Genomic DNA, 18,478 nt, shown 5'->3' with positions numbered 1-18,478 from the left:
GAGAGTGGGACGGAACGTCTCCCATGTTAATGGACAATGAAACCGTCCATCGGCGAGCCCGGCGAACCACGCGGGCAAGCGGCAGGGAAACGTTGGGCTGCACGCGCATGAAAAATGCGGGCGGCACCTCGACTGGTCGCGCATCAACCTGGCGGGCGCGACCGGAGAAAATCAAAAGAGGAGACAGTCAGTTGCATCCCGAACCACTCATCTCTTGAGCGTCCAGCGGCCGGACACCGGCCCGCGGCCCGCGCGCATCCAAAGACAACACGCGCGCGTGGTACTCCGGCGCCAGTCCGTCCAGTGTTTTGCCTGTTTGAACTACACCGCACCCTGGGTATCAGGGGCCAACCGTCTTTTTTGTTCAGGTGTCTGGAGGAGATAAGCAATGAAATTCCGAGCGATCATGGGCGCCCTGTGCGCAGCAGGTCTGATGGGCGGCGTTGCCACGGCGCAAGCTGCCGAGTCGATCGAAGTGCTGCACTGGTGGACGTCGGGCGGCGAATCGAAGGCCGTCGGCGTGCTCAAGGACGACATGCAGAAGCAGGGCTACACCTGGAAGGACTTCGCCGTTGCCGGTGGCGCGGGTGCGGCTGCAATGACCGCACTGAAGACCCAGGTGATCTCGGGCAATGCGCCGAGCGCAGCCCAGATCAAGGGTCCGCTGATCCAGGAATGGGCGGAGCAGGGCGTGCTGGTGCCGATCGACTCGGTCGCCGGCGACTGGAAGGCCAATCTGCCGCCGCAGATCGACAAGATCATCCACGCAGACGGTCACTATGTTGCCGCGCCGTTCTCGGTGCACCGCGTGAACTGGCTGTGGATCAACAAGGCTGCACTCGACAAGGTTGGCGCCAAGCCGCCTGCAACGTGGCCGGAATTCTTCGCACTGGCTGACAAGCTCAAGGCCGCTGGCATCCAGCCGGTCGCCGCTGGCGGCCAGCCGTGGCAGGACCTGACGCTGTGGGAAGACGTGGTGCTCTCGCAAGGCGCGGACTTCTACAAGAAGGCCATCGTCGATCTGGACCAGAAGACGCTCACGTCCGCGCAGATGGTCGGCGTGTTCGACACGGTCCGCAAGATCGAGTCGTACATGGATAACGGCCGCACGGGTCGCGACTGGAACCTCGCCACGGCCATGGTCATCAACGGCAAGGCCGGCATGCAGTTCATGGGCGACTGGGCCAAGGGCGAGTTCGCCAACGCGAACAAGAAGCCGGGCGCGGACTACATCTGCGCACCGGTGCCGGGCACCTCGAAGGGCTACACCTTCAACGTCGACTCGTTCGTGTTCTTCCAGCAGAAGGGCCAGAAGACGGCGACGCCGGGTCAGCTCGCGCTCGCCAAGACCATCATGAGCCCGGCTTTCCAGGAACAGTTCAGCCTGTACAAGGGCTCGATCCCGGTGCGTCTGGGCGTCGATATGAGCAAGTTCGACGATTGCGGCAAGCAGTCGTACGCGGATGAGCAGACGGCCATCAAGGCCGGCGGCTACGTGCCGTCGCTGGCTCACGGCATGGCGCAAGCCGATGCCACGGCCGGTGCGATCACCGACGTCGTCACGAAGTTCATGAACTCGACGCAGGATTCGAAGAGCGCGGTCGAAGCGCTCGCGAAGGCTGCGAAGACGAAGTAAGAACGCAGTGAGCGTGTGAAGCAAGACGGGGTGGGCCGCTCAGGCGGCGCACCCCGGGCATGACGGTTCAACCCGAACCCCATCATCGTGCGCAGAATCCCCTTCGATTTTTCGCACCGTAACAGGAGTTGCGCAGTGACTGCTTCTCTTAGCGGCAACGGCAAGGCGGCATCGCCTGCTGAATCGCGCCGCGCGTCGCCGATGGCGGCGCTTGCAGACCGCTGGATTCCGAAGCTGGTGCTTTCGCCCAGCATTCTGATCAGCCTTGTGTTCGTCTACGGGTTCATCGCCATCACCGGCTATATATCGCTGTCCAATTCGCGATTGATGCCGCGTTACGATTTCGCAGGCTTCGACCGTTACAGCGAGCTGTTCTCGAACGACGTGTGGTGGACGTCGGCGCAGAACCTCGGCTGGTTCGGCATTCCGTTTATCGCCATCTGCGTGTTTCTCGGGCTTTTTCTCGCGATCCTGCTCGACCAGCAGATTCGTCAGGAAGGCGCGCTGCGCGCGGTGTTCCTCTATCCGATGGCGCTCTCGTACATCGTGACGGGCACGGCCTGGCAATGGATCTTCAATCCCGATCTGGGCATCCAGCAGGTGCTGCACGACTGGGGCTGGACGAGCTTCCAGCTCGGCTGGCTCAACGACCCGGACAAAGCCATTTTCTGTATCGTGGTCGCGGCCGCATGGCAGTCCACGGGCTTTTGCATGGCGCTGTTCCTCGCGGGCCTGCGCGGCGTGGATAGCGAAATTTTCAAGGCCGCCCAGGTGGACGGCGCGACGCTGCCCACGATCTATCGCAAGATCGTGATTCCGAGCATGCGTCCGGTGTTCTTCTCGGTGCTGCTGATTCTCTGCCACATCACGATCAAGACGTTCGACCTGGTGGTGGCGCTCACCGCGGGCGGCCCGGGCACGTCGTCGTCGCTGCCGGCCATCTTCATGTACACGTTTTCGTTCAACCGCGGGCAGCTTGGCGTCGGCGCAGCGTCGTCGATGATGATGCTCGCCACCGTCGTGGCCGTGCTCGTGCCGCTGATGTACCTGGAATCGAGGAGCACGCGCAATGCAGCCTAAGATGACGGTGAGCCGCGTGTTTATCTACGCGGTGCTGATCCTGTTCGCGTTGTACTTCCTGTTCCCGCTCTACGTGATGCTGTCGACGTCGTTCAAGACGCTCGACGAACTGCACACGGGCAACATGCTCACGCTGCCCGCGCACCCGAGTTTCGCGCCGTGGGTGAAGGCGTGGAGCGAAGCCTGTACCGGCGTGCGTTGCGACGGCATGCAGCCGTTCTTCATGAACTCCGTGAAGATGGTGATTCCGGCCGTGCTGATCTCGTCGATCATCGGCGCGTTCAACGGTTATGTGCTCACGCACTGGCGCTTCCGTGGCGCGGACGCCCTGTTCACGATGCTGCTGGTGGGCTGCTTCATCCCGTTCCAGGCGATCCTGCTGCCGATGGCGCGTCTCGAAGGCATGCTCGGCCTGTCGAACACGATCGGCGGTCTGGTGGTCGTGCACGTCGTCTACGGGATTGCGTTCACCACGATGTTCTTCCGCAACTTCTACGTGAGCGTGCCGGCTGAACTCGTGAAGGCCGCGCGCATCGACGGCGCCGGCTTCTTCATGATCTTCACGCGCATCATGATGCCGATCTCGCTGCCGATTTTCATGGTGTGCCTGATCTGGCAATTCACGCAGATCTGGAATGACTTCCTGTTCGGTATCGTGTTCTCGGGTGTCGATTCGATGCCGATCACGGTGGCGCTGAACAATCTCGTGAACACGTCCACGGGCGTGAAGGAATACAACGTCGACATGGCCGGCGCGATCATCGCCGCGCTGCCCACGCTGCTCGTCTACGTGATCGCCGGCCGCTACTTCGTGCGCGGCCTCACGGCGGGCGCGGTGAAGGGCTAAGAAGCTCTATTCGATTAAAAGGATTCATAGCATGGCAAGCCTTTCCATTCGCGACGTCTACAAGACCTACCCGAACGGGGTGCCCGTCCTCAAGGGCGTGAACATCGACATCGAAGACGGCCAGTTCCTGATTCTGGTCGGCGGCTCGGGCTGCGGTAAGTCGACGCTGCTCAACATGATCGCGGGTCTCGAAACCGTGACCAAGGGCGAAATCATGATGGACGGCAAGGTGGTGAACAACCTCTCGCCGAAAGATCGTGACATCGCCATGGTGTTCCAGTCGTACGCGCTCTATCCGTCGATGACGGTGCGCGAGAACATCTCGTTCGGCCTGAACATCCGCAAGGTGCCGAAGCAGGAACAGGCGCAGATCGTCGATCGCGTGTCCAGCATGCTGCAGATCCAGCATCTGCTCGATCGCAAGCCGGGCCAGCTGTCGGGCGGCCAGCGCCAGCGTGTGGCGATGGGCCGCGCGCTTGCACGCGACCCGATCATGTTCCTGTTCGACGAACCGCTCTCGAACCTCGACGCCAAGCTGCGTATCGAGATGCGTTCGGAAATCAAGCTGCTGCATCAGCGTGTGGGCAAGACCATCGTCTACGTGACGCACGACCAGATCGAGGCGATGACGCTCGGCGACCGCATCGCGGTCATGAAGGACGGCATCGTGCAGCAGTTCGGCGCACCGCAGGAGATCTACGATTCGCCGTCGAACCTGTTCGTGGCGGGCTTTATCGGCGCGCCGCCGATGAACTTCATCAACGGCCGGCTGGTGGAGCAGGGCTCGGGCGTCGGTCTCGAACTCGACACGGGCGTGGCGCGCAACGTGCTGAACCTGCCGTTCGAGGCGAACAAGGTGCGCGGCCATATCGGCCAGGAAGTGGTGCTGGGCCTGCGCCCGGAACGCATCACCGACGCGCGCAGCTCGCACGACGGTCACGGCCACGAACTGCAACGTCACACGGTCAAGGTCGATGTGATCGAGCCGACCGGCCCGGACACGCTGGTGTTCGCGCAGGTCAACGGCAAGCGCGTGGTGAGCCGCGTGCACCCGGGCGCGAATCCGCAGCCGCTGAACAACATGGAACTGCTGTTCGACGTGTCGAAGGCCGTGCTGTTCGATCCGAAGACGGAAGAGCGGATTGCCTGATCGCGCTTGATCGCGATCGATCCGGCTTGATCCAGCGGTTGCTGTAATAGAAAAACCCGTTCGCTGCGCAAGCAGGCACGGGTTTTTTGTCGGGCTGACGTCAGGTCGAACGTCGAACGTCGAAGATCAGGGATGACCGTGCTGGCCGTGCCCATGCGTGTGCGGCTGCAGCAGCACGAGCACCGCGCCGGCGCCGCCGTCATGCGGACGCGCCTGGCAGAACGCGATCACTTCTTCCTTCTGCACGAGCCACGCGCGCACCTTGCCCTTGAGCACCGGTTCCTTGCCCGCGGAGCCCAGCCCCTTGCCGTGAATCACGCGCACGCAGCGCAGCCCGCGCTTGCCGGCTTCGCGGATGAAATTCTGCAGTGCCTCGCGCGCTTCTTCCCGGCGCATGCCGTGCAGGTCGAGTTGCGCCTGCACGATCCACGTGCCGCGGCGCAGCTTCTTGACCACTTCCTCGCTGATGCCGGGGCGGTGGTAGTACAGCGAATCGTCGGTTTCGAGCAGCGCTTCGGGATCGAATTCGTCGGAAATCGCTTCGTGCAGGACCGCTTGCTCGTCGAGTTGCGTCTGCAACGGCAGCGGCACGGGCGCCTGGCGGCGCGGCTGGGCGCGCGGCGGCGCGTTGAGCGGCGCGACCGAGCCGATCTCGCGGCGGAACAGATCGCTGTCGGCGGCGGCTTCGACGCGCGCGGCCTGGGCGACGACGCGTTCGCGCTCGCGCTGGCGCGTCTGGGTCTTGAGCGCGTCGCGCAGGCTGCCGAGGCCCGAAAAGCCGCTGGCCGGCTTGCCGGGTTCGAGCACGGGCGCGGGCGCGACGGGCGCCGCGACCGGACGGGCAGAAGCGGGGCGCTTGGGTTCGCCCGGATGGGGGACGTTCTTGGGCATGACGAATGAAACGCGAGGCGCTGGTTGAATCGGACCGTCGAGCGTGTCCATGCACGCTCGCGGCAAATGAAAAAGGGCCGCCGGCTGGCTGGCCGCGGCCCTCTTGCGAAGCGCCGCCGGGCTAGATCTAGCCGCAGCGCGCTATTTTACCGGTTGACTGGCGAGTGGCCAGGCGACTGGCTGAACGGCTTAACGATCCGCTTCGGCGCTCATCACGTGCGCCTGGCCCAGTTCGTTCACCGTTTCGAGGTAACGCTGCGCGTCGAGTGCGGCCATGCAGCCCGTGCCGGCGCTGGTGATCGCCTGGCGATAGACGTGATCCTGCACGTCGCCTGCCGCGAACACGCCCGCCACGCTCGTGCCGGTGGCGTTGCCGTTCAGGCCGCCATTCGTGATGATGTAGCCGTTCTTCATCTCCAGCTGGCCTTCGAAGATGTCGGTGTTCGGCTTGTGGCCGATCGCGACGAACACGCCTTGCAGATCGAGATCGGTCGTTTCGCCCGTCTTCGTGCTCTTGATGCGCAGGCCGTTCACGCCGCCTTCGTTACCCTTGACTTCGTCGAGCACGTGATCCCACTTGATCTCGACCACGCCTTCCTTTTCCTTCTCCAGCAGACGGTCGATCAGGATCGGTTCGGCGCGGAACTTGTCGCGGCGATGGATCACCGTGACCTTCTTCGCGATGCCCGAGAGGTACAGCGCTTCTTCGACTGCCGTATTGCCGCCGCCGATCACGGCGACGTGCTGGTTACGGTAGAAGAAGCCGTCGCAGGTCGCGCAGGCCGACACGCCGCGGCCCATGAACAGCTCTTCGCTGGGCAGGCCGAGGTATTGCGCCGATGCGCCGGTGGCGATGATCAGCGAATCGCAGGTGTACTCGCCCGAATCGCCGATCAGGCGGATCGGCTTTTCGTCCAGCTTGGCCGTGTGGATGTGATCGAACACGATTTCCGTGTTGAAGCGCTCAGCGTGTTCGAGAAAACGCTGCATCAGTTCCGGGCCCTGGACGCCGTTCGGGTCGGCGGGCCAGTTTTCCACGTCGGTCGTGGTCATCAGCTGGCCGCCCTGGGCGAGACCGGTGACGAGCAGCGGCGAGAGGTTCGCGCGTGCCGCATAAACGGCTGCCGTGTAGCCGGCGGGGCCGGAACCGAGAATCAGGACTTTGGCGTGTTTGGTTGCGGACATGGTCGAATTCCGTAGAAGGCGCTGCGCGGCGGGTAAGCCTGCGCGGCTGCCGGGGTTCGCGTGGGCCGCCCGCAGTGCGGCGGGGCTCAGGCAAGGTAGTTGGGTATCAGCCCGCAATTATAAAGGCCGGGGGAGTTCGATGCGTCATGAGGGTTTCTCATCGCGGCGATAGCCTGGCGGGGCCGCGCCTGCGTCGTAAAGCCCGCGCCCACGCCGTTGTCAGTTACCGTCATTTACAGCGTGGGGCCGCCGGGGCCGAAACAACGCGTTTACAATAGGCCGCATCGGACGGCCGCCGCGCCCGTCTGCCGGGGCGTTCCGGCAGCGCGCCCGCGCCGCGCAAGCATCAAGAATCACCGGGATTCAATGGCCAAAGCTCCCTTTTCCGCGCAGGCGCAGGCATTGCCTCACCGCATGTCGCGTCTTTTCACCGAAATCCGCTGGATCCTGCAGGTCGCGCTAGGCGTGTTCCTGCTGATGGCGCTCATCAGCTACAGCCGGCGCGATCCGAGCTGGACCCATGCCGCCCAGGTCGACCATATCTCGAACTGGGCCGGGCGCGTCGGCGCCTGGACTTCGGACATCCTGCTGCTGCTGTTCGGCCTGTCCGCCTATTGGTGGGTGGTGATTCTCGCGCGCCACATCTCGAAGAACTACCGGCGCATCACGCGCCACGAAGCGCTGCCCGACGACGATGAAGACAAGCCGCGCGACCATAGCTGGGTCGCCGAAGCCTTCGCCTTCGTGCTGGTGCTGCTCGCCTGCGATGGCATCGAAGCGCTGCGGATGTGGTCGCTCAAGGTGCAGTTGCCGCGCGCGCCCGGCGGCGTGGTGGGCGAGGCCGTCGCGCGCGGCGTCTCGCATGCGCTCGGCTTTACGGGCGGCACGCTCGCACTGCTGCTGGCGCTGGGCATCGGCCTGTCGCTGTACTTCCGTTTCTCCTGGCTTTCCGTTTCCGAGAAAGTCGGCGAATCGATCATCAATGCCGTGACGATGGCGCGTCTGCGCCGCGAAGCGCGCAGCGACCGCAAGCTCGGCGAAGCCGCGGCGGTCAAGCGCGAAGGCAAGGTCGAGCGCGGCCGCGTGAAGATCGAGGAGCACGAGCCGGTCACGATCGTGCCGCCGGTGGTCACGCCGCAGCGCTCAGAGCGCGTCGAGAAAGAGCGCCAGGTGCCGCTTTTCACCGACCTGCCGGGCGATTCCACGCTGCCGCCGATCTCGCTGCTCGACCCCGCGCCGGCCGCCCAGGAAACCATTTCGGACGACACGCTCGAATTCACCTCGCGCCTGATCGAGAAGAAGCTCAAGGACTTCGGCGTCGATGTCGCGGTGATGGCGGCTTATCCCGGCCCGGTCGTGACGCGCTACGAAATCGAACCCGCGACCGGCGTGAAGGGCAGCCAGATCGTCAATCTGGCCAAGGATCTGGCGCGCTCGCTGTCGCTGGTGTCGATCCGCGTGGTGGAGACGATTCCGGGCAAGAACTGCATGGCGCTCGAACTGCCGAACCAGCGCCGCCAGACCGTGCGCCTGTCGGAAATCCTCGGCTCGGCGGTGTATGCCGATGCGTCTTCGGCGCTCACCATGGGGCTGGGCAAGGACATCGGCGGCAAGCCGGTGTGCGCCGATCTCGCCAAGATGCCTCACCTGCTGGTGGCCGGCACGACCGGCTCGGGCAAGTCGGTGGGTATCAACGCGATGATTCTCTCGCTGCTCTACAAAGCCAGCGCCGACCAGGTGCGCATGATCCTGATCGATCCGAAGATGCTCGAAATGAGCGTCTACGAAGGCATTCCGCATCTGCTTTGCCCGGTCGTGACCGACATGCGCCAGGCCGGCAACGCGCTGAACTGGACCGTCGCCGAGATGGAGCGCCGCTACAAGCTCATGAGCAAGATGGGCGTGCGCAATCTCGCGGGCTACAACAACAAGATCGAGGAAGCGAACAAGCGCGAGGAGAAGATTCCGAACCCGTTCAGCCTCACGCCGGACGACCCGGAACCGCTCCAGAAGCTGCCGAATATCGTCGTCGTGATCGACGAACTGGCCGATCTGATGATGGTGGTCGGCAAGAAGGTCGAAGAGTTGATCGCGCGTATCGCGCAGAAGGCGCGCGCGTCCGGCATTCACCTGATTCTGGCGACGCAGCGGCCTTCCGTGGACGTCATCACCGGTCTGATCAAGGCCAACGTGCCGACGCGGATGGCCTTCCAGGTGTCGTCGAAGATCGACTCGCGCACGATTCTCGACCAGATGGGCGCGGAATCGCTGCTCGGCATGGGCGACATGCTCTATCTGCCGCCGGGCAGCGGCCTGCCGGTGCGCGTGCACGGCGCGTTCGTCGGCGACGATGAAGTGCATCGCGTGGTCGACAAGCTCAAGGAGCAGGGCGAGCCGAACTATATCGAAGGCATCCTCGAAGGCGGCGTGTCGGGCGAGGGCGACGAGGGCACGGCAAGTGCTTCCGGTACGGGCGACGAGTCCGATCCGCTCTACGATCAGGCCGTCGAGGTGGTTATCAAGAACAAGCGCGCGTCGATCTCGCTTGTGCAGCGGCATCTGCGCATCGGGTATAACCGTGCTGCGCGGCTGCTCGAACAGATGGAGCAGTCGGGGCTGGTTTCGGCGATGTCGTCGAGCGGCAACCGTGAAATCCTCGCGCCCACGCGCGACGCCGACTGAAGACGCCCCCTATTTCGCTATTGGAGAACGATAGATGCAGTTTTTCGCAGGACATACGGCTCGTTTGAATGTTTCGACGCTGGGCCGCGCGGCGCGTGCCGTGACCGTCGCGCTGGGCACGACGCTCGTGATGGCGGGCCACGCCTACGCCAGCGGCACCGATCAACTCAAGCAGTTCGTCAGCCAGGTGCACGCCGCGCGCGGCGCGTTCGTGCAGCGCGAACTCAAGACGCCGTCGAACGCCAAAAACACCAGCGACGCCATCGCCACGGCCACGCTCAACGCCAAGGTGTCGAGCGGCACCTTCGTGTTCTCGCGTCCGGGCAAGTTCGTCTGGTCGTACGAGAAGCCGTACCAGCAACTGCTGCAGTCGGACGGCGACAATCTCTACGTCTACGACAAGGACCTGAACCAGGTCACCGAGCGCAAGCTGGGCGGCGCGCTGGGCGCGAGCCCGGCGGCGATCCTGTTCGGCAGCAACGATCTGGACAAGAACTTCACGCTGTCGGATGCGGGCGTGAAGAACGGCATCGACTGGCTGCAACTGATTCCGAAGTCGAAGGACACGCAGTTCAAGAGCGTCGGCATTGGTTTTCGTGACGGCAATCTCGAAGCGATGGAACTGCACGACGTATTCGGCAACGTGACGCTGCTGACTTTCTCGAACATCGAAAAGAACCCGTCGCTGCCGGCTTCGACGTTCAAGTTCGTGCGTCCCAAGGGCGCCGATCTGATCACGGGCGGCGCGAACTGATACGCGTAACCTGCGGATGACATGCAGAGGGGCGGCTCGAAACGAGTCGCCCCTTTGTTTTTAGCCGCCGTGAATCAAGCGGAAAAACGGATCACGCCGTCTTCGCCGATACGGCGCGTGAGCTGGCCTTCGAACCACAGCAGATGCAGATGCGCGAGCGCTTCCCCCATCGCAAAGGTGAGCTGGTGCATGTCGAGCTTGCGCTTGAACATCAGCGGCACGATATCGGCGGCGCTTTGCGGCGCGTTCGTGCAGGCTTCCAGCACTTCGGCCAGCCGCGCCACGTGGTGCTCGCGCAATTGCGCGATACGCGTGCGCACGCCGCGGAACGGCTTGCCGTGCGAGGGCAGCACGAGCGTGTCGGCGGCCATCGTTTCGTAACGGCCCAGCGATTCGAGGTAGAGGCCGAGCGGATTGCCTTCCGGCTCCATGTCGAACACGGACACATTGGTCGAGATGCGCGGCAGCACCATATCGCCGGAAATCAGCACGCCGGTTTCCTCGCACAGCAGCGCGCAATGCTCGGGCGAATGGCCGAAGCCCGTCACCACGCGCCAGTCGCGCCCGCCGATCTTCACGACATCGGCTTCGCGCAGACGGCGATATTGCGACGGCAGCGCCGGCACGAGATTCGAGTAGTAGTTGCGGCGCGTGCGCAGTTGATCGAGCGAGGCTTCGTCGGTGACGCCGTGGCGCGCGAAGTGGCGCGCCGCGCCTTCGCCGCCCGCGTTCGAGCCGTTGCCCGATGCCAGCACCGCCGCGCTCATGTATTCGCCGAGCGTCGTCCACAGGCGCACGTCCCAGCGCTTTTTGTCGCCGCCCGCGCAGATCCAGTGCGCCAGCCCGATGTGGTCGGGATGGCTGTGCGTGACCAGCACGCGCAGCACCGGCAAGCCTTCGAGCTGGCTGTCGAACACCTTTTCCCAATGCGCCTTGATGGTGTCGTCGGTGATGCCGCAGTCCACCACGGTCCAGCCCGGCTGACCGTCGATCTCATCGCGCAGCAGCCACAGATTGATGTGATCGAGCACGAACGGCAGCGGCATGCGCAGCCATTTCACGCCGGGCGCGACATCGAAGGCGATGCCCGAATCGGGCAGGGTATCGGCGAAAGGGTAGTCGAGCTGGTGTTCGAGGGCGTTCATCGTGGAGGGTGTCTCGTGTCGTTATGTGGGTTCGGCTGTCATTGTCGCCGCATTGAGCCATTTCTGCTGGCGGACCGGCGGACTGTTCCGGCTGGCGGAACAAAGGCCGGCGCGCGGGCGCTTTTCATCGACGGTTGCACAAGCTTGCGCTTGACGATAACGTAAACGTCGATTCCAACGAAATAAAGCCAGGCTGCCCGGCCAGAATCTCTGGCCCGCGCGAGCTGCGCCTCCCGACATGAACCAGTACACGATTACCGAACTCGCCCGCGAATTCGACGTGACGCCGCGTGCGATCCGTTTCTACGAAGACCAGGGCCTGCTCGCGCCGAGCCGCGAAGGCGCCGGCGGCCTCAAGCGCGTGTTCTCGGGCCGCGACCGCACGCGCCTGCGGCTCACGCTGCGCGGCAAGCGCCTGGGCTTCACGCTCAACGAGATTCGCGCGCTGCTCGATCTCTACGAATCGCCCACGGATACCTTGCCGCAGCTTCAGGCCTTCCTCGACACCGTCGTGCGCCACCGCGAAATCCTGGAGCGCCAGCGCGACGACCTCGACGCCACGCTCGAAGATCTCGCGCAGTACGAAGCGCAGGCGCGCGTGCTGCTGGAAAAGAACGCGCCGGGCGATCCGCGCAAGGCCGCCGAAGCCGTGCCGGCCAGCACCGCCGACACGAAGTAAGCGACCCCGCACGCCATCGACACACGAAGCCAGGATCGCGCCATGAGACATTTCCCGAAACTGCTCTCTTCGCAGATCGGCTTCGACGTGGCGCAGACCATCCTCGACGGTTTCAACCTGCATTACCGCAGCTTCGGTGCGGTCGCCGTGCAGGCGCAGGCGTGTTTCGAAGCGGCGGACTGGCGCGGCCAGCAGCAACTCGCGCGCGAGCGTATCGCCTCGTATGACCAGCGCGTGCGCGAATGCGTGCATGCGCTCGAAGACGAATACGACGCCGAAAGCATCGACGACGACGTCTGGGAGCAGATCAAGCTGCACTACATCGGCCTGCTGACCACGCACCGTCAACCCGAATGCGCCGAGACGTTTTTCAATTCGGTGTGCTGCAAGATCCTGCATCGTTCGTACTTCAAGAACGCGTTCATTTTCGTGCGGCCCGCGATCTCGACCGAATATATCGAGAACGACGAACCGGCCGCGCGGCCGACCTATCGCGCGGATTACCCGGCCAAAGACGGGATGGCTGTCACGCTTGCGCGCATCGTCACGAACTTCCAGCTGGAGACGCCGTTCGAAGATCTCGAACGCGATGTCGCCTGCGTGATGCAGAGCATGCGCGACACCTTCGGCGTGGTCGAGCCCAAGGCCAATCTGCAGATTCACACGCTGGCTTCGCTGTTCTTTCGCAACCAGTCGGCGTATATCGTCGGGCGCATCATCAACGGCGATATCGTCGTGCCCTTTGTCGTGCCGATCCGGCATGTCGCCGAAGGTGCCGGGAAGGGCAAGCTCGCGCTCGATACCGTGCTGCTGCGCTCGGACCCGGTGCTGATCATGTTCAGCTTCGCGCACTCGTATTTTTTCGTCGATATGGAAGTGCCGTCGGCGTATGTGGCGTTTCTGCGCAGCATCATGCCGCGCAAGGCGAAGGGCGAAATCTATACCTCGCTCGGGCTGCAAAAGCAGGGCAAGAATCTGTTCTATCGCGATCTGCTGCATCACCTTTCGCATTCGAGCGATCTGTTCGAGGCGGCGCCCGGCATTCGCGGCATGGTGATGATCGTGTTCACGCTGCCGTCGTTTCCCTATGTGTTCAAGGTCATCAAGGACCGTTTTCCCGCGCCGAAGGAAACCACGCGCGAGCAGGTGGTGGCGAAGTATCAACTGGTGAAGCGGCACGATCGCCTCGGGCGTCTGGCCGATACGCTCGAATATTCGAGCGTCGCGCTGCCCATCGCGCGGCTGGACGCAGCGCTCGTGAAGGAGCTGGAAACGCACGCGCCTTCGATGATCGAGTACGACGGCGACAAGCTCGTGATCCGCCATCTCTACATCGAGCGGCGCATGGTGCCGCTCAATCTCTGGCTGCAGAACGGCAGCGACGAGCAGGTGGAGCACGGCATCCGCGAATACGGCAACGCGGTGAAAGACCTGATGCGCGCGAATATTTTTCCGGGCGACATGCTCTACAAGAATTTCGGCGTGACGCGCCATGGCCGCGTGGTGTTCTACGACTACGACGAAATCGAATATCTCACCGACTGCAACGTGCGCGCCGTGCCCGCGCCACGTTATGAGGACGACGAACTATCGGATGAGCCGTGGTACGCCGTCGGACCGCGCGATATTTTTCCGGAAACGTACGGCACGTTTTTGCTCGGCGATCCGCGTGTAAAGCGCTATTTCCTCGCGCATCACGCGGATTTTTTCGAGCCCGCGATCTGGCAGGACAGCAAGACGCGGCTGCTCGCGGGCGATGTGCCCGACTGTTTGCCTTATGAAGAAACGGAGCGTTTTTGTATGCGCTTTCCGGAGCGGTTTTTGAGCGCATAGCGGGCGGCAACCGATCATCGAACCGAATACAAGGAGGATGGACATGAGCGAGACAAACACACAGACGCAGACACAGACGCAGCAGGACGCAATCGTGATCGTCGCGGCGGCACGTACGCCGATGGCTGGTTTTCAGGGCGAACTCGCTGCATTGACGGCGCCGCAACTCGGCGCGGCGGCGATTGCGGCCGCTGTCGAGCGCGCGGGCCTCAAGCCCGAACAGATCGAAGAAGTGGTGATGGGCTGCGTGTTGCCCGCGGGCCAGGGACAGGCGCCCGCGCGCCAGGCGGCTCTGGGCGCGGGCTTACCGCTCGCCGCGGGTGCGACCACGGTGAACAAGATGTGCGGCTCGGGCATGCGCGCGGCGATGTTCGCGCACGACATGCTGCTGGCCGGTTCCGCCGATGTGATCGTCGCGGGCGGCATGGAGAGCATGTCGAATGCGCCGTATCTGTTGCCGAAAGCGCGTGCGGGCATGCGCATGGGCCACGGCCAGGTGCTCGATCATTTGTTCCTCGACGGTCTGGAAGACGCCTACGACAAGGGCCGTCTGATGGGCACGTTCGCCGAGGAATGCGCGGGCGAATACGACTTCTCGCGCGAACGCCAGGACGCCTTCGCCATCGAATCGCTCAGGCGCGCAAAACGCGCCAACGAAGACGGCTCGTTCGGCTGGGAAATCGCGCCGGTGAAAGTGGCCTCGCGCGCGGGCGAGACGACCATCGAACGCGACGAGCAACCGTTCAAGGCCAACATCGACAAAATCCCCACGCTCAAGCCCGCGTTCAGCAAAACGGGCACGGTGACGGCGGCGAATGCATCGTCGATTTCGGATGGCGCGGCGGCGCTCGTGATGATGCGCGAATCGACGGCGAAGCGCCTGGGCGTGCAGCCGATCGCGCGCGTGACCGGCCACACGACCTTCGCGCAGGAACCCGCGAAGTTCACGACCGCGCCGGTGGGCGCGATTGCGAAGCTGTTCGACAAGACCGGCTGGAAAGCCGAAGACGTCGATCTTTTCGAAATCAACGAAGCCTTCGCCGTGGTCACGATGGCGGCGATGAAAGCGCACGATCTGCCGCACGAGAAGGTCAACGTGAACGGCGGCGCGTGCGCGCTCGGCCATCCGATCGGCGCTTCGGGCGCGCGCATTCTCGTCACGCTGATCGGCGCGTTGCGCGCGCGCGGCGGCCGGCGCGGCGTGGCGAGCCTGTGTATCGGCGGCGGCGAGGCGACGGCAATGGGCGTCGAACTCATGTAGGCTCATGCCTGACGTGCGCCGCAGGGAGGCGGCGCATCGCAACACCCGCATGCGGCGCTGGGCAAAGGCCGCGGCACACCAGACAGGTGCAAGATGAAGACAGCGTTGATCGTGGGTGCGTCGCGCGGGCTCGGGCTCGAGTTCGCGCGCCAGTATGTGAAAGCCGGTTGGCGCGTGCTGGCCACGGCCCGTTCGGAACAGGCGCTCGCGGATTTGCGCGCGCTCGGCGCGCAGACTTATCCGTGCGATATCGCGCGGCCCGAGGACATCGCGGCGCTCGGCTGGAAGCTCGACGGCGAGCGGCTGGATGTGGCGCTGATCGTCTCGGGCGTTTACGGGCCGCGTACCGAAGGCGTGGAAACCATCACGGCCGAAGACTTCGAATACGTGATGAACACCAATGTGCGCGGGCCGATGCAACTGATCCCGATCCTGCTGCCGCTCGTCGATGCGGCGCATGGCGTGCTGGGCGTGCTGTCGAGCCGCATGGGCAGCATCACGCAGACCACCGGCACGACCGGCTGGCTCTATCGCGCGAGCAAGGCCGCCGTGAACGACGTGCTCAAGATCACGTCGCTGCAGACGCGCCGCGCCACCTGCATCGCGCTGCATCCGGGCTGGGTGCGCACCGAGATGGGCGGCGCGCATGCGGCCATCGATCCGCAGGCGAGCGTGGCGGGCATGCGCGAAGTGGTGGCGGAAGCCGCTGCCGCGCGCGAAGTGTTCAACGGCCGCTTCTTCCAGTACGACGGCACCGAACTCGACTGGTAAGCCGGGCAGTGGATAATCAGGGCCGCCTCGCGTGAGCGGGCGGCTTTTTTATTTTGTAGAAGGAATGGTTTTTCCATGAGCGCAGACAACACACGTCCCCTCGAATGTCCGTGCGGCGGCGCGGTGCCCAATCAAAAATCGGGCGCAAAGACGCCGCGTTTTGCCGACTGCTGCGGCCGCTTTATCGACGGTGGGGCGCTGCCGGCGAGCGCGCTCGAATTGATGCGCTCGCGCTATTCGGCTTACGTGCTGGGCGATGTCGCCTATCTGCGCGCGACGTGGGCCAGCGAGACCTGTCCCGCCGATCTCGATGTCGATCCCAACGAGCCGGGCGCGCCGCGCTGGCTCGGTCTTGCGGTGAAGCGCCATGAGCCGCTCGACGAAACGCATGCGCGCGTGGAATTCGTCGCGCGTTACAAGAGTGCGGGGCGCGCGTACCGGCTGCATGAATTGAGCCGTTTCACGCGCGGCGACGATGGCCGCTGGCGTTATGTGGACGGCGACATCATCGAAGGCTGAATGCGTGGGCGCCGAAGCAAAAGCGCGCCGGATGGCCTGAATCCGCGCTTTTGCAAACACGCGCTTACTGAAAAAGCACCGCGAAAACCCTGCAATCACGCCGCAAAAAACGGGGACGTTGGCGCTGCGCGACACGTCGCATCCGTCATTATTTTCGCCTTCCGTTACCTCGCATTACCTCGAAATCCGCCGATCCGCCGTGGCTCAAGGGCTGCGCGCGCCTGGCACGTGTTATGCCGGGTTACCCCTGAATTGCACAACAATTATTTGTCGTGCGAGTATCCAATCACGGTGTCCGTTTCACCATTAAGAGCTTGTTGAAAAACATCTTCACGGCGACTTCAAAAGCGGATGCTGGCGGCGAGTCTGATCGATGACAGAAAGGCGCCGCTAAGGTGTTCCGATCGGTTTTACTTCCCTGCAACGGGTCATGCCACGCCAGGCTTTCGGGCCAGGCGCGCCAGTGTTCCGTTGTGTCCGCAAAGGACGGGGACAGTTGCTCGGTAGTCAGATTCACAGCGGGATTTTCGCAGGCGGGTGTAGCGCATGGCGTTCAGGAAGCTTCTTACCGGATTTGCGGTGGCCAGCACGGCATGTGTGCTGTCGGTGGCACACGCAGCCTCACTTTCGGATCAGGCCGCTGTGGCGGGTGCTCAGGTTCCCGCTCAGGTTTCCACGCAGATTTCAAACGCTGCGGCGCGCGCCAGCACCGCTTCGCAATCCTCGCTCGCCAGCAACGCAAGCGGCCCGCTCGGCAGCGCACGCGTGCCGCGCCTCGCGCTCGACGACGCGTATCTGCCCATGGTGCACGCGGGCATGAACGCCCAGATCATCCAGATTCCGGTTCCCGGCGAATCGGACGTCACGCTCGAAACCACCGTGTATCGCCCGGACGGCCCAGGCCCGTTCCCGATGGTGATCTTCAACCACGGCAAGATTCCCGGCGATCCGCGCATGCAGCCGCGTAGCGACCCGATGTCGTTCGCACGCGAATTCGTGCGTCGCGGTTACGTCGTGGTCGCGCCGAATCGCCGCGGCTTCGCGGGCTCGGGCGGCACCTACGAACAGGACGGCTGCGATGTGGCGAGCAACGGCATGGGCCAGGCCGCCGATGTCGCCACGACGGTCGATTACATGTCGAAGCAGCCGTATGTGGACGCGAACCACATCGCCGTGGCGGGCACCTCGCACGGCGGCCTCGCGACCATGGCCTACGGCACCGAAGCCGCGCATGGCGTGCGCGCGCTCATCAACTTCTCGGGCGGACTGCGTCAGGACGCCTGCACGGGCTGGCAGGACAACCTGAGCCAGGCGTTCGGCGATTACGGCGGCAAGGCCCGCGTGGCCTCGCTCTGGCTCTACGGCGACAACGATTCCGTGTGGACGCCGGAACTCGTCACGAAGATGTACGCGGCGTTCCGCACCGCTCAGGCGGGCGACGCGCATACGGGCTCGGCTGCAAAGCTGGTCGATTTCGGCGCCTACAAGAACGACGCGCATCGCCTCGTGGGCGACCGCGACGGCGTGCAGGTCTGGTGGCCGCAGGTCGAAGCCTTCCTCGCGAATCAGGGCATGCCCACTTCGGTGCAGTACCGCGTGGAAACGCCGGCCGCGCCGCGTGCGAGCGGCTATGCGTCGATCGATTCGGTGGGTGCGGTGCCGTTCCTCGATCAGTCGGGCCGCGACGGTTATCGCAACTTCCTCAAGCAGTACCCGAGCCGCGCGTTCGCGGTGTCCGATTCGGGCGCCTGGTCGTGGGCCGAAGGCGGCGACAACCCGATGGACGTGGCGATTGCGAACTGCCAGAAGCACAGTTCCGATCCGTGCCGCCTCTACGCGGTGAACGGCAACGTGGTGTGGGCGAACGAGAACGCCACGACCGCACAGAACGATGCTCGCGACGAAGGCCATGCCGTGGCCGACAACAACGGCAGCGGCGCCAGCAACGCAATCAACGCCGCCGATACCGCGCACTCGTTGGCGAGCCGCTAAGCGCGTCCGGCTCGTTCGCGATCACCTCGAAAGGCGCCACGCGGCGCCTTTTT

At 64.1% G+C, this 18,478-nt stretch carries 15 protein-coding genes; 12 read left to right on the top strand and 3 right to left on the bottom strand.

What is annotated here, in order from left to right; genetic code table 11:
* Positions 1–388 precede the first annotated feature (388 nt).
* The 4 genes from U5A67_RS27575 (at position 389) to U5A67_RS27560 (ending at position 4,713) form a co-directional block, all read left to right on the top strand.
* Complete coding sequence (locus U5A67_RS27575; RefSeq protein ID WP_205984689.1) at positions 389–1,636, top strand: ABC transporter substrate-binding protein; 1,248 nt, start codon at positions 389–391, stop codon at positions 1,634–1,636.
* 135 nt (positions 1,637–1,771) lie between these two features.
* Positions 1,772–2,716, top strand: a complete 945-nt coding sequence (locus U5A67_RS27570; protein WP_205984690.1) for a carbohydrate ABC transporter permease — start codon at positions 1,772–1,774, stop codon at positions 2,714–2,716.
* A complete protein-coding gene (locus U5A67_RS27565) occupies positions 2,706–3,563 on the top strand; it encodes a carbohydrate ABC transporter permease (RefSeq protein ID WP_205984691.1) in 858 nt (285 codons plus the stop codon). The genes U5A67_RS27570 and U5A67_RS27565 overlap by 11 nt, the downstream gene beginning before the upstream one ends.
* A gap of 31 nt (positions 3,564–3,594) precedes the next feature.
* Positions 3,595–4,713, top strand: coding sequence for a sn-glycerol-3-phosphate ABC transporter ATP-binding protein UgpC (locus U5A67_RS27560; protein WP_321816769.1), 1,119 nt, complete (start codon positions 3,595–3,597; stop codon positions 4,711–4,713).
* A gap of 126 nt (positions 4,714–4,839) precedes the next feature.
* Here the strand turns inward: U5A67_RS27560 and U5A67_RS27555 are convergent, their stop codons facing one another.
* Together U5A67_RS27555 and trxB are read right to left on the bottom strand one after the other, a co-directional pair.
* A complete protein-coding gene (locus U5A67_RS27555) occupies positions 4,840–5,604 on the bottom strand; it encodes a Smr/MutS family protein (protein WP_205984693.1) in 765 nt (254 codons plus the stop codon).
* 189 nt (positions 5,605–5,793) lie between these two features.
* The gene (trxB, locus tag U5A67_RS27550; RefSeq protein WP_205984694.1) at positions 5,794–6,789 is read right to left on the bottom strand and encodes a thioredoxin-disulfide reductase; all 996 of its coding nucleotides are present in this window, start codon (positions 6,787–6,789) and stop codon (positions 5,794–5,796) included.
* Between the two features lie 366 nt (positions 6,790–7,155).
* Between trxB and U5A67_RS27545 the strand changes: the two genes are divergently transcribed.
* A complete protein-coding gene (locus tag U5A67_RS27545) occupies positions 7,156–9,471 on the top strand; it encodes a DNA translocase FtsK (RefSeq protein WP_321816770.1) in 2,316 nt (771 codons plus the stop codon).
* A 34-nt stretch (positions 9,472–9,505) separates the two neighbouring features.
* Positions 9,506–10,225 (top strand): outer membrane lipoprotein chaperone LolA, encoded by a 720-nt coding sequence (gene lolA, locus U5A67_RS27540; RefSeq protein WP_321816771.1) that lies wholly within the window; start codon positions 9,506–9,508, stop codon positions 10,223–10,225.
* A gap of 74 nt (positions 10,226–10,299) precedes the next feature.
* On the opposite strand, the gene U5A67_RS27535 is transcribed toward lolA, so the two are convergent.
* Positions 10,300–11,370, bottom strand: a complete 1,071-nt coding sequence (locus U5A67_RS27535; RefSeq protein WP_321816772.1) for an MBL fold metallo-hydrolase — start codon at positions 11,368–11,370, stop codon at positions 10,300–10,302.
* A 238-nt stretch (positions 11,371–11,608) separates the two neighbouring features.
* Here U5A67_RS27535 and U5A67_RS27530 point away from each other — a divergent pair, with 238 nt between their 5' ends.
* The 6 genes from U5A67_RS27530 to U5A67_RS27505 all read left to right on the top strand — a co-directional run bounded on the left by U5A67_RS27530 (position 11,609) and on the right by U5A67_RS27505 (position 18,425).
* Entirely contained in the window at positions 11,609–12,049 is a 441-nt protein-coding gene (locus tag U5A67_RS27530; protein WP_321816773.1) for a MerR family DNA-binding transcriptional regulator, read from the top strand.
* 42 nt (positions 12,050–12,091) lie between these two features.
* Positions 12,092–13,882 carry a bifunctional isocitrate dehydrogenase kinase/phosphatase gene (aceK, locus tag U5A67_RS27525; RefSeq protein WP_321816774.1) on the top strand — a complete coding sequence of 597 codons (1,791 nt, stop codon included), beginning with the start codon at positions 12,092–12,094 and terminating at the stop codon, positions 13,880–13,882.
* Positions 13,883–13,925: 43 nt separating this feature from the next.
* Positions 13,926–15,143 (top strand): acetyl-CoA C-acetyltransferase, encoded by a 1,218-nt coding sequence (locus U5A67_RS27520; RefSeq protein ID WP_321816775.1) that lies wholly within the window; start codon positions 13,926–13,928, stop codon positions 15,141–15,143.
* A 93-nt stretch (positions 15,144–15,236) separates the two neighbouring features.
* Positions 15,237–15,914, top strand: coding sequence for an SDR family oxidoreductase (locus U5A67_RS27515; protein ID WP_205984701.1), 678 nt, complete (start codon positions 15,237–15,239; stop codon positions 15,912–15,914).
* 75 nt (positions 15,915–15,989) lie between these two features.
* The gene (locus tag U5A67_RS27510; protein WP_205984702.1) at positions 15,990–16,433 is read left to right on the top strand and encodes a YchJ family protein; all 444 of its coding nucleotides are present in this window, start codon (positions 15,990–15,992) and stop codon (positions 16,431–16,433) included.
* Positions 16,434–16,979: 546 nt separating this feature from the next.
* Positions 16,980–18,425, top strand: a complete 1,446-nt coding sequence (locus U5A67_RS27505; protein ID WP_321816776.1) for a dienelactone hydrolase family protein — start codon at positions 16,980–16,982, stop codon at positions 18,423–18,425.
* The last annotated feature ends 53 nt before the right edge of the window (positions 18,426–18,478 follow it).

Source organism: Paraburkholderia sp. J69-1, assembly GCF_905220255.1.
Lineage (GTDB): Bacteria > Pseudomonadota > Gammaproteobacteria > Burkholderiales > Burkholderiaceae > Paraburkholderia.
The sequence above is the reverse complement of the archived record's forward strand: the minus strand, read 5'-3'. Positions and strand labels throughout refer to the sequence as shown.

What these genes read in the sequence shown, in the direction of transcription:
- U5A67_RS27575 (WP_205984689.1), top strand. Translation starts at nt 389, where the DNA reads ATGAAATTCCGAGCGATCATGGGCGCCCTGTGCGCAGCAGGTCTGATG.
- U5A67_RS27565 (WP_205984691.1), top strand. Translation starts at nt 2,706, where the DNA reads ATGCAGCCTAAGATGACGGTGAGCCGCGTGTTTATCTACGCGGTGCTG.
- U5A67_RS27560 (WP_321816769.1), top strand. Translation starts at nt 3,595, where the DNA reads ATGGCAAGCCTTTCCATTCGCGACGTCTACAAGACCTACCCGAACGGG.
- U5A67_RS27555 (WP_205984693.1), bottom strand. Translation starts at nt 5,604, where the DNA reads ATGCCCAAGAACGTCCCCCATCCGGGCGAACCCAAGCGCCCCGCTTCT.
- trxB (WP_205984694.1), bottom strand. Translation starts at nt 6,789, where the DNA reads ATGTCCGCAACCAAACACGCCAAAGTCCTGATTCTCGGTTCCGGCCCC.
- U5A67_RS27545 (WP_321816770.1), top strand. Translation starts at nt 7,156, where the DNA reads ATGGCCAAAGCTCCCTTTTCCGCGCAGGCGCAGGCATTGCCTCACCGC.
- lolA (WP_321816771.1), top strand. Translation starts at nt 9,506, where the DNA reads ATGCAGTTTTTCGCAGGACATACGGCTCGTTTGAATGTTTCGACGCTG.
- U5A67_RS27535 (WP_321816772.1), bottom strand. Translation starts at nt 11,370, where the DNA reads ATGAACGCCCTCGAACACCAGCTCGACTACCCTTTCGCCGATACCCTG.
- U5A67_RS27530 (WP_321816773.1), top strand. Translation starts at nt 11,609, where the DNA reads ATGAACCAGTACACGATTACCGAACTCGCCCGCGAATTCGACGTGACG.
- aceK (WP_321816774.1), top strand. Translation starts at nt 12,092, where the DNA reads ATGAGACATTTCCCGAAACTGCTCTCTTCGCAGATCGGCTTCGACGTG.
- U5A67_RS27520 (WP_321816775.1), top strand. Translation starts at nt 13,926, where the DNA reads ATGAGCGAGACAAACACACAGACGCAGACACAGACGCAGCAGGACGCA.
- U5A67_RS27515 (WP_205984701.1), top strand. Translation starts at nt 15,237, where the DNA reads ATGAAGACAGCGTTGATCGTGGGTGCGTCGCGCGGGCTCGGGCTCGAG.
- U5A67_RS27510 (WP_205984702.1), top strand. Translation starts at nt 15,990, where the DNA reads ATGAGCGCAGACAACACACGTCCCCTCGAATGTCCGTGCGGCGGCGCG.
- U5A67_RS27505 (WP_321816776.1), top strand. Translation starts at nt 16,980, where the DNA reads ATGGCGTTCAGGAAGCTTCTTACCGGATTTGCGGTGGCCAGCACGGCA.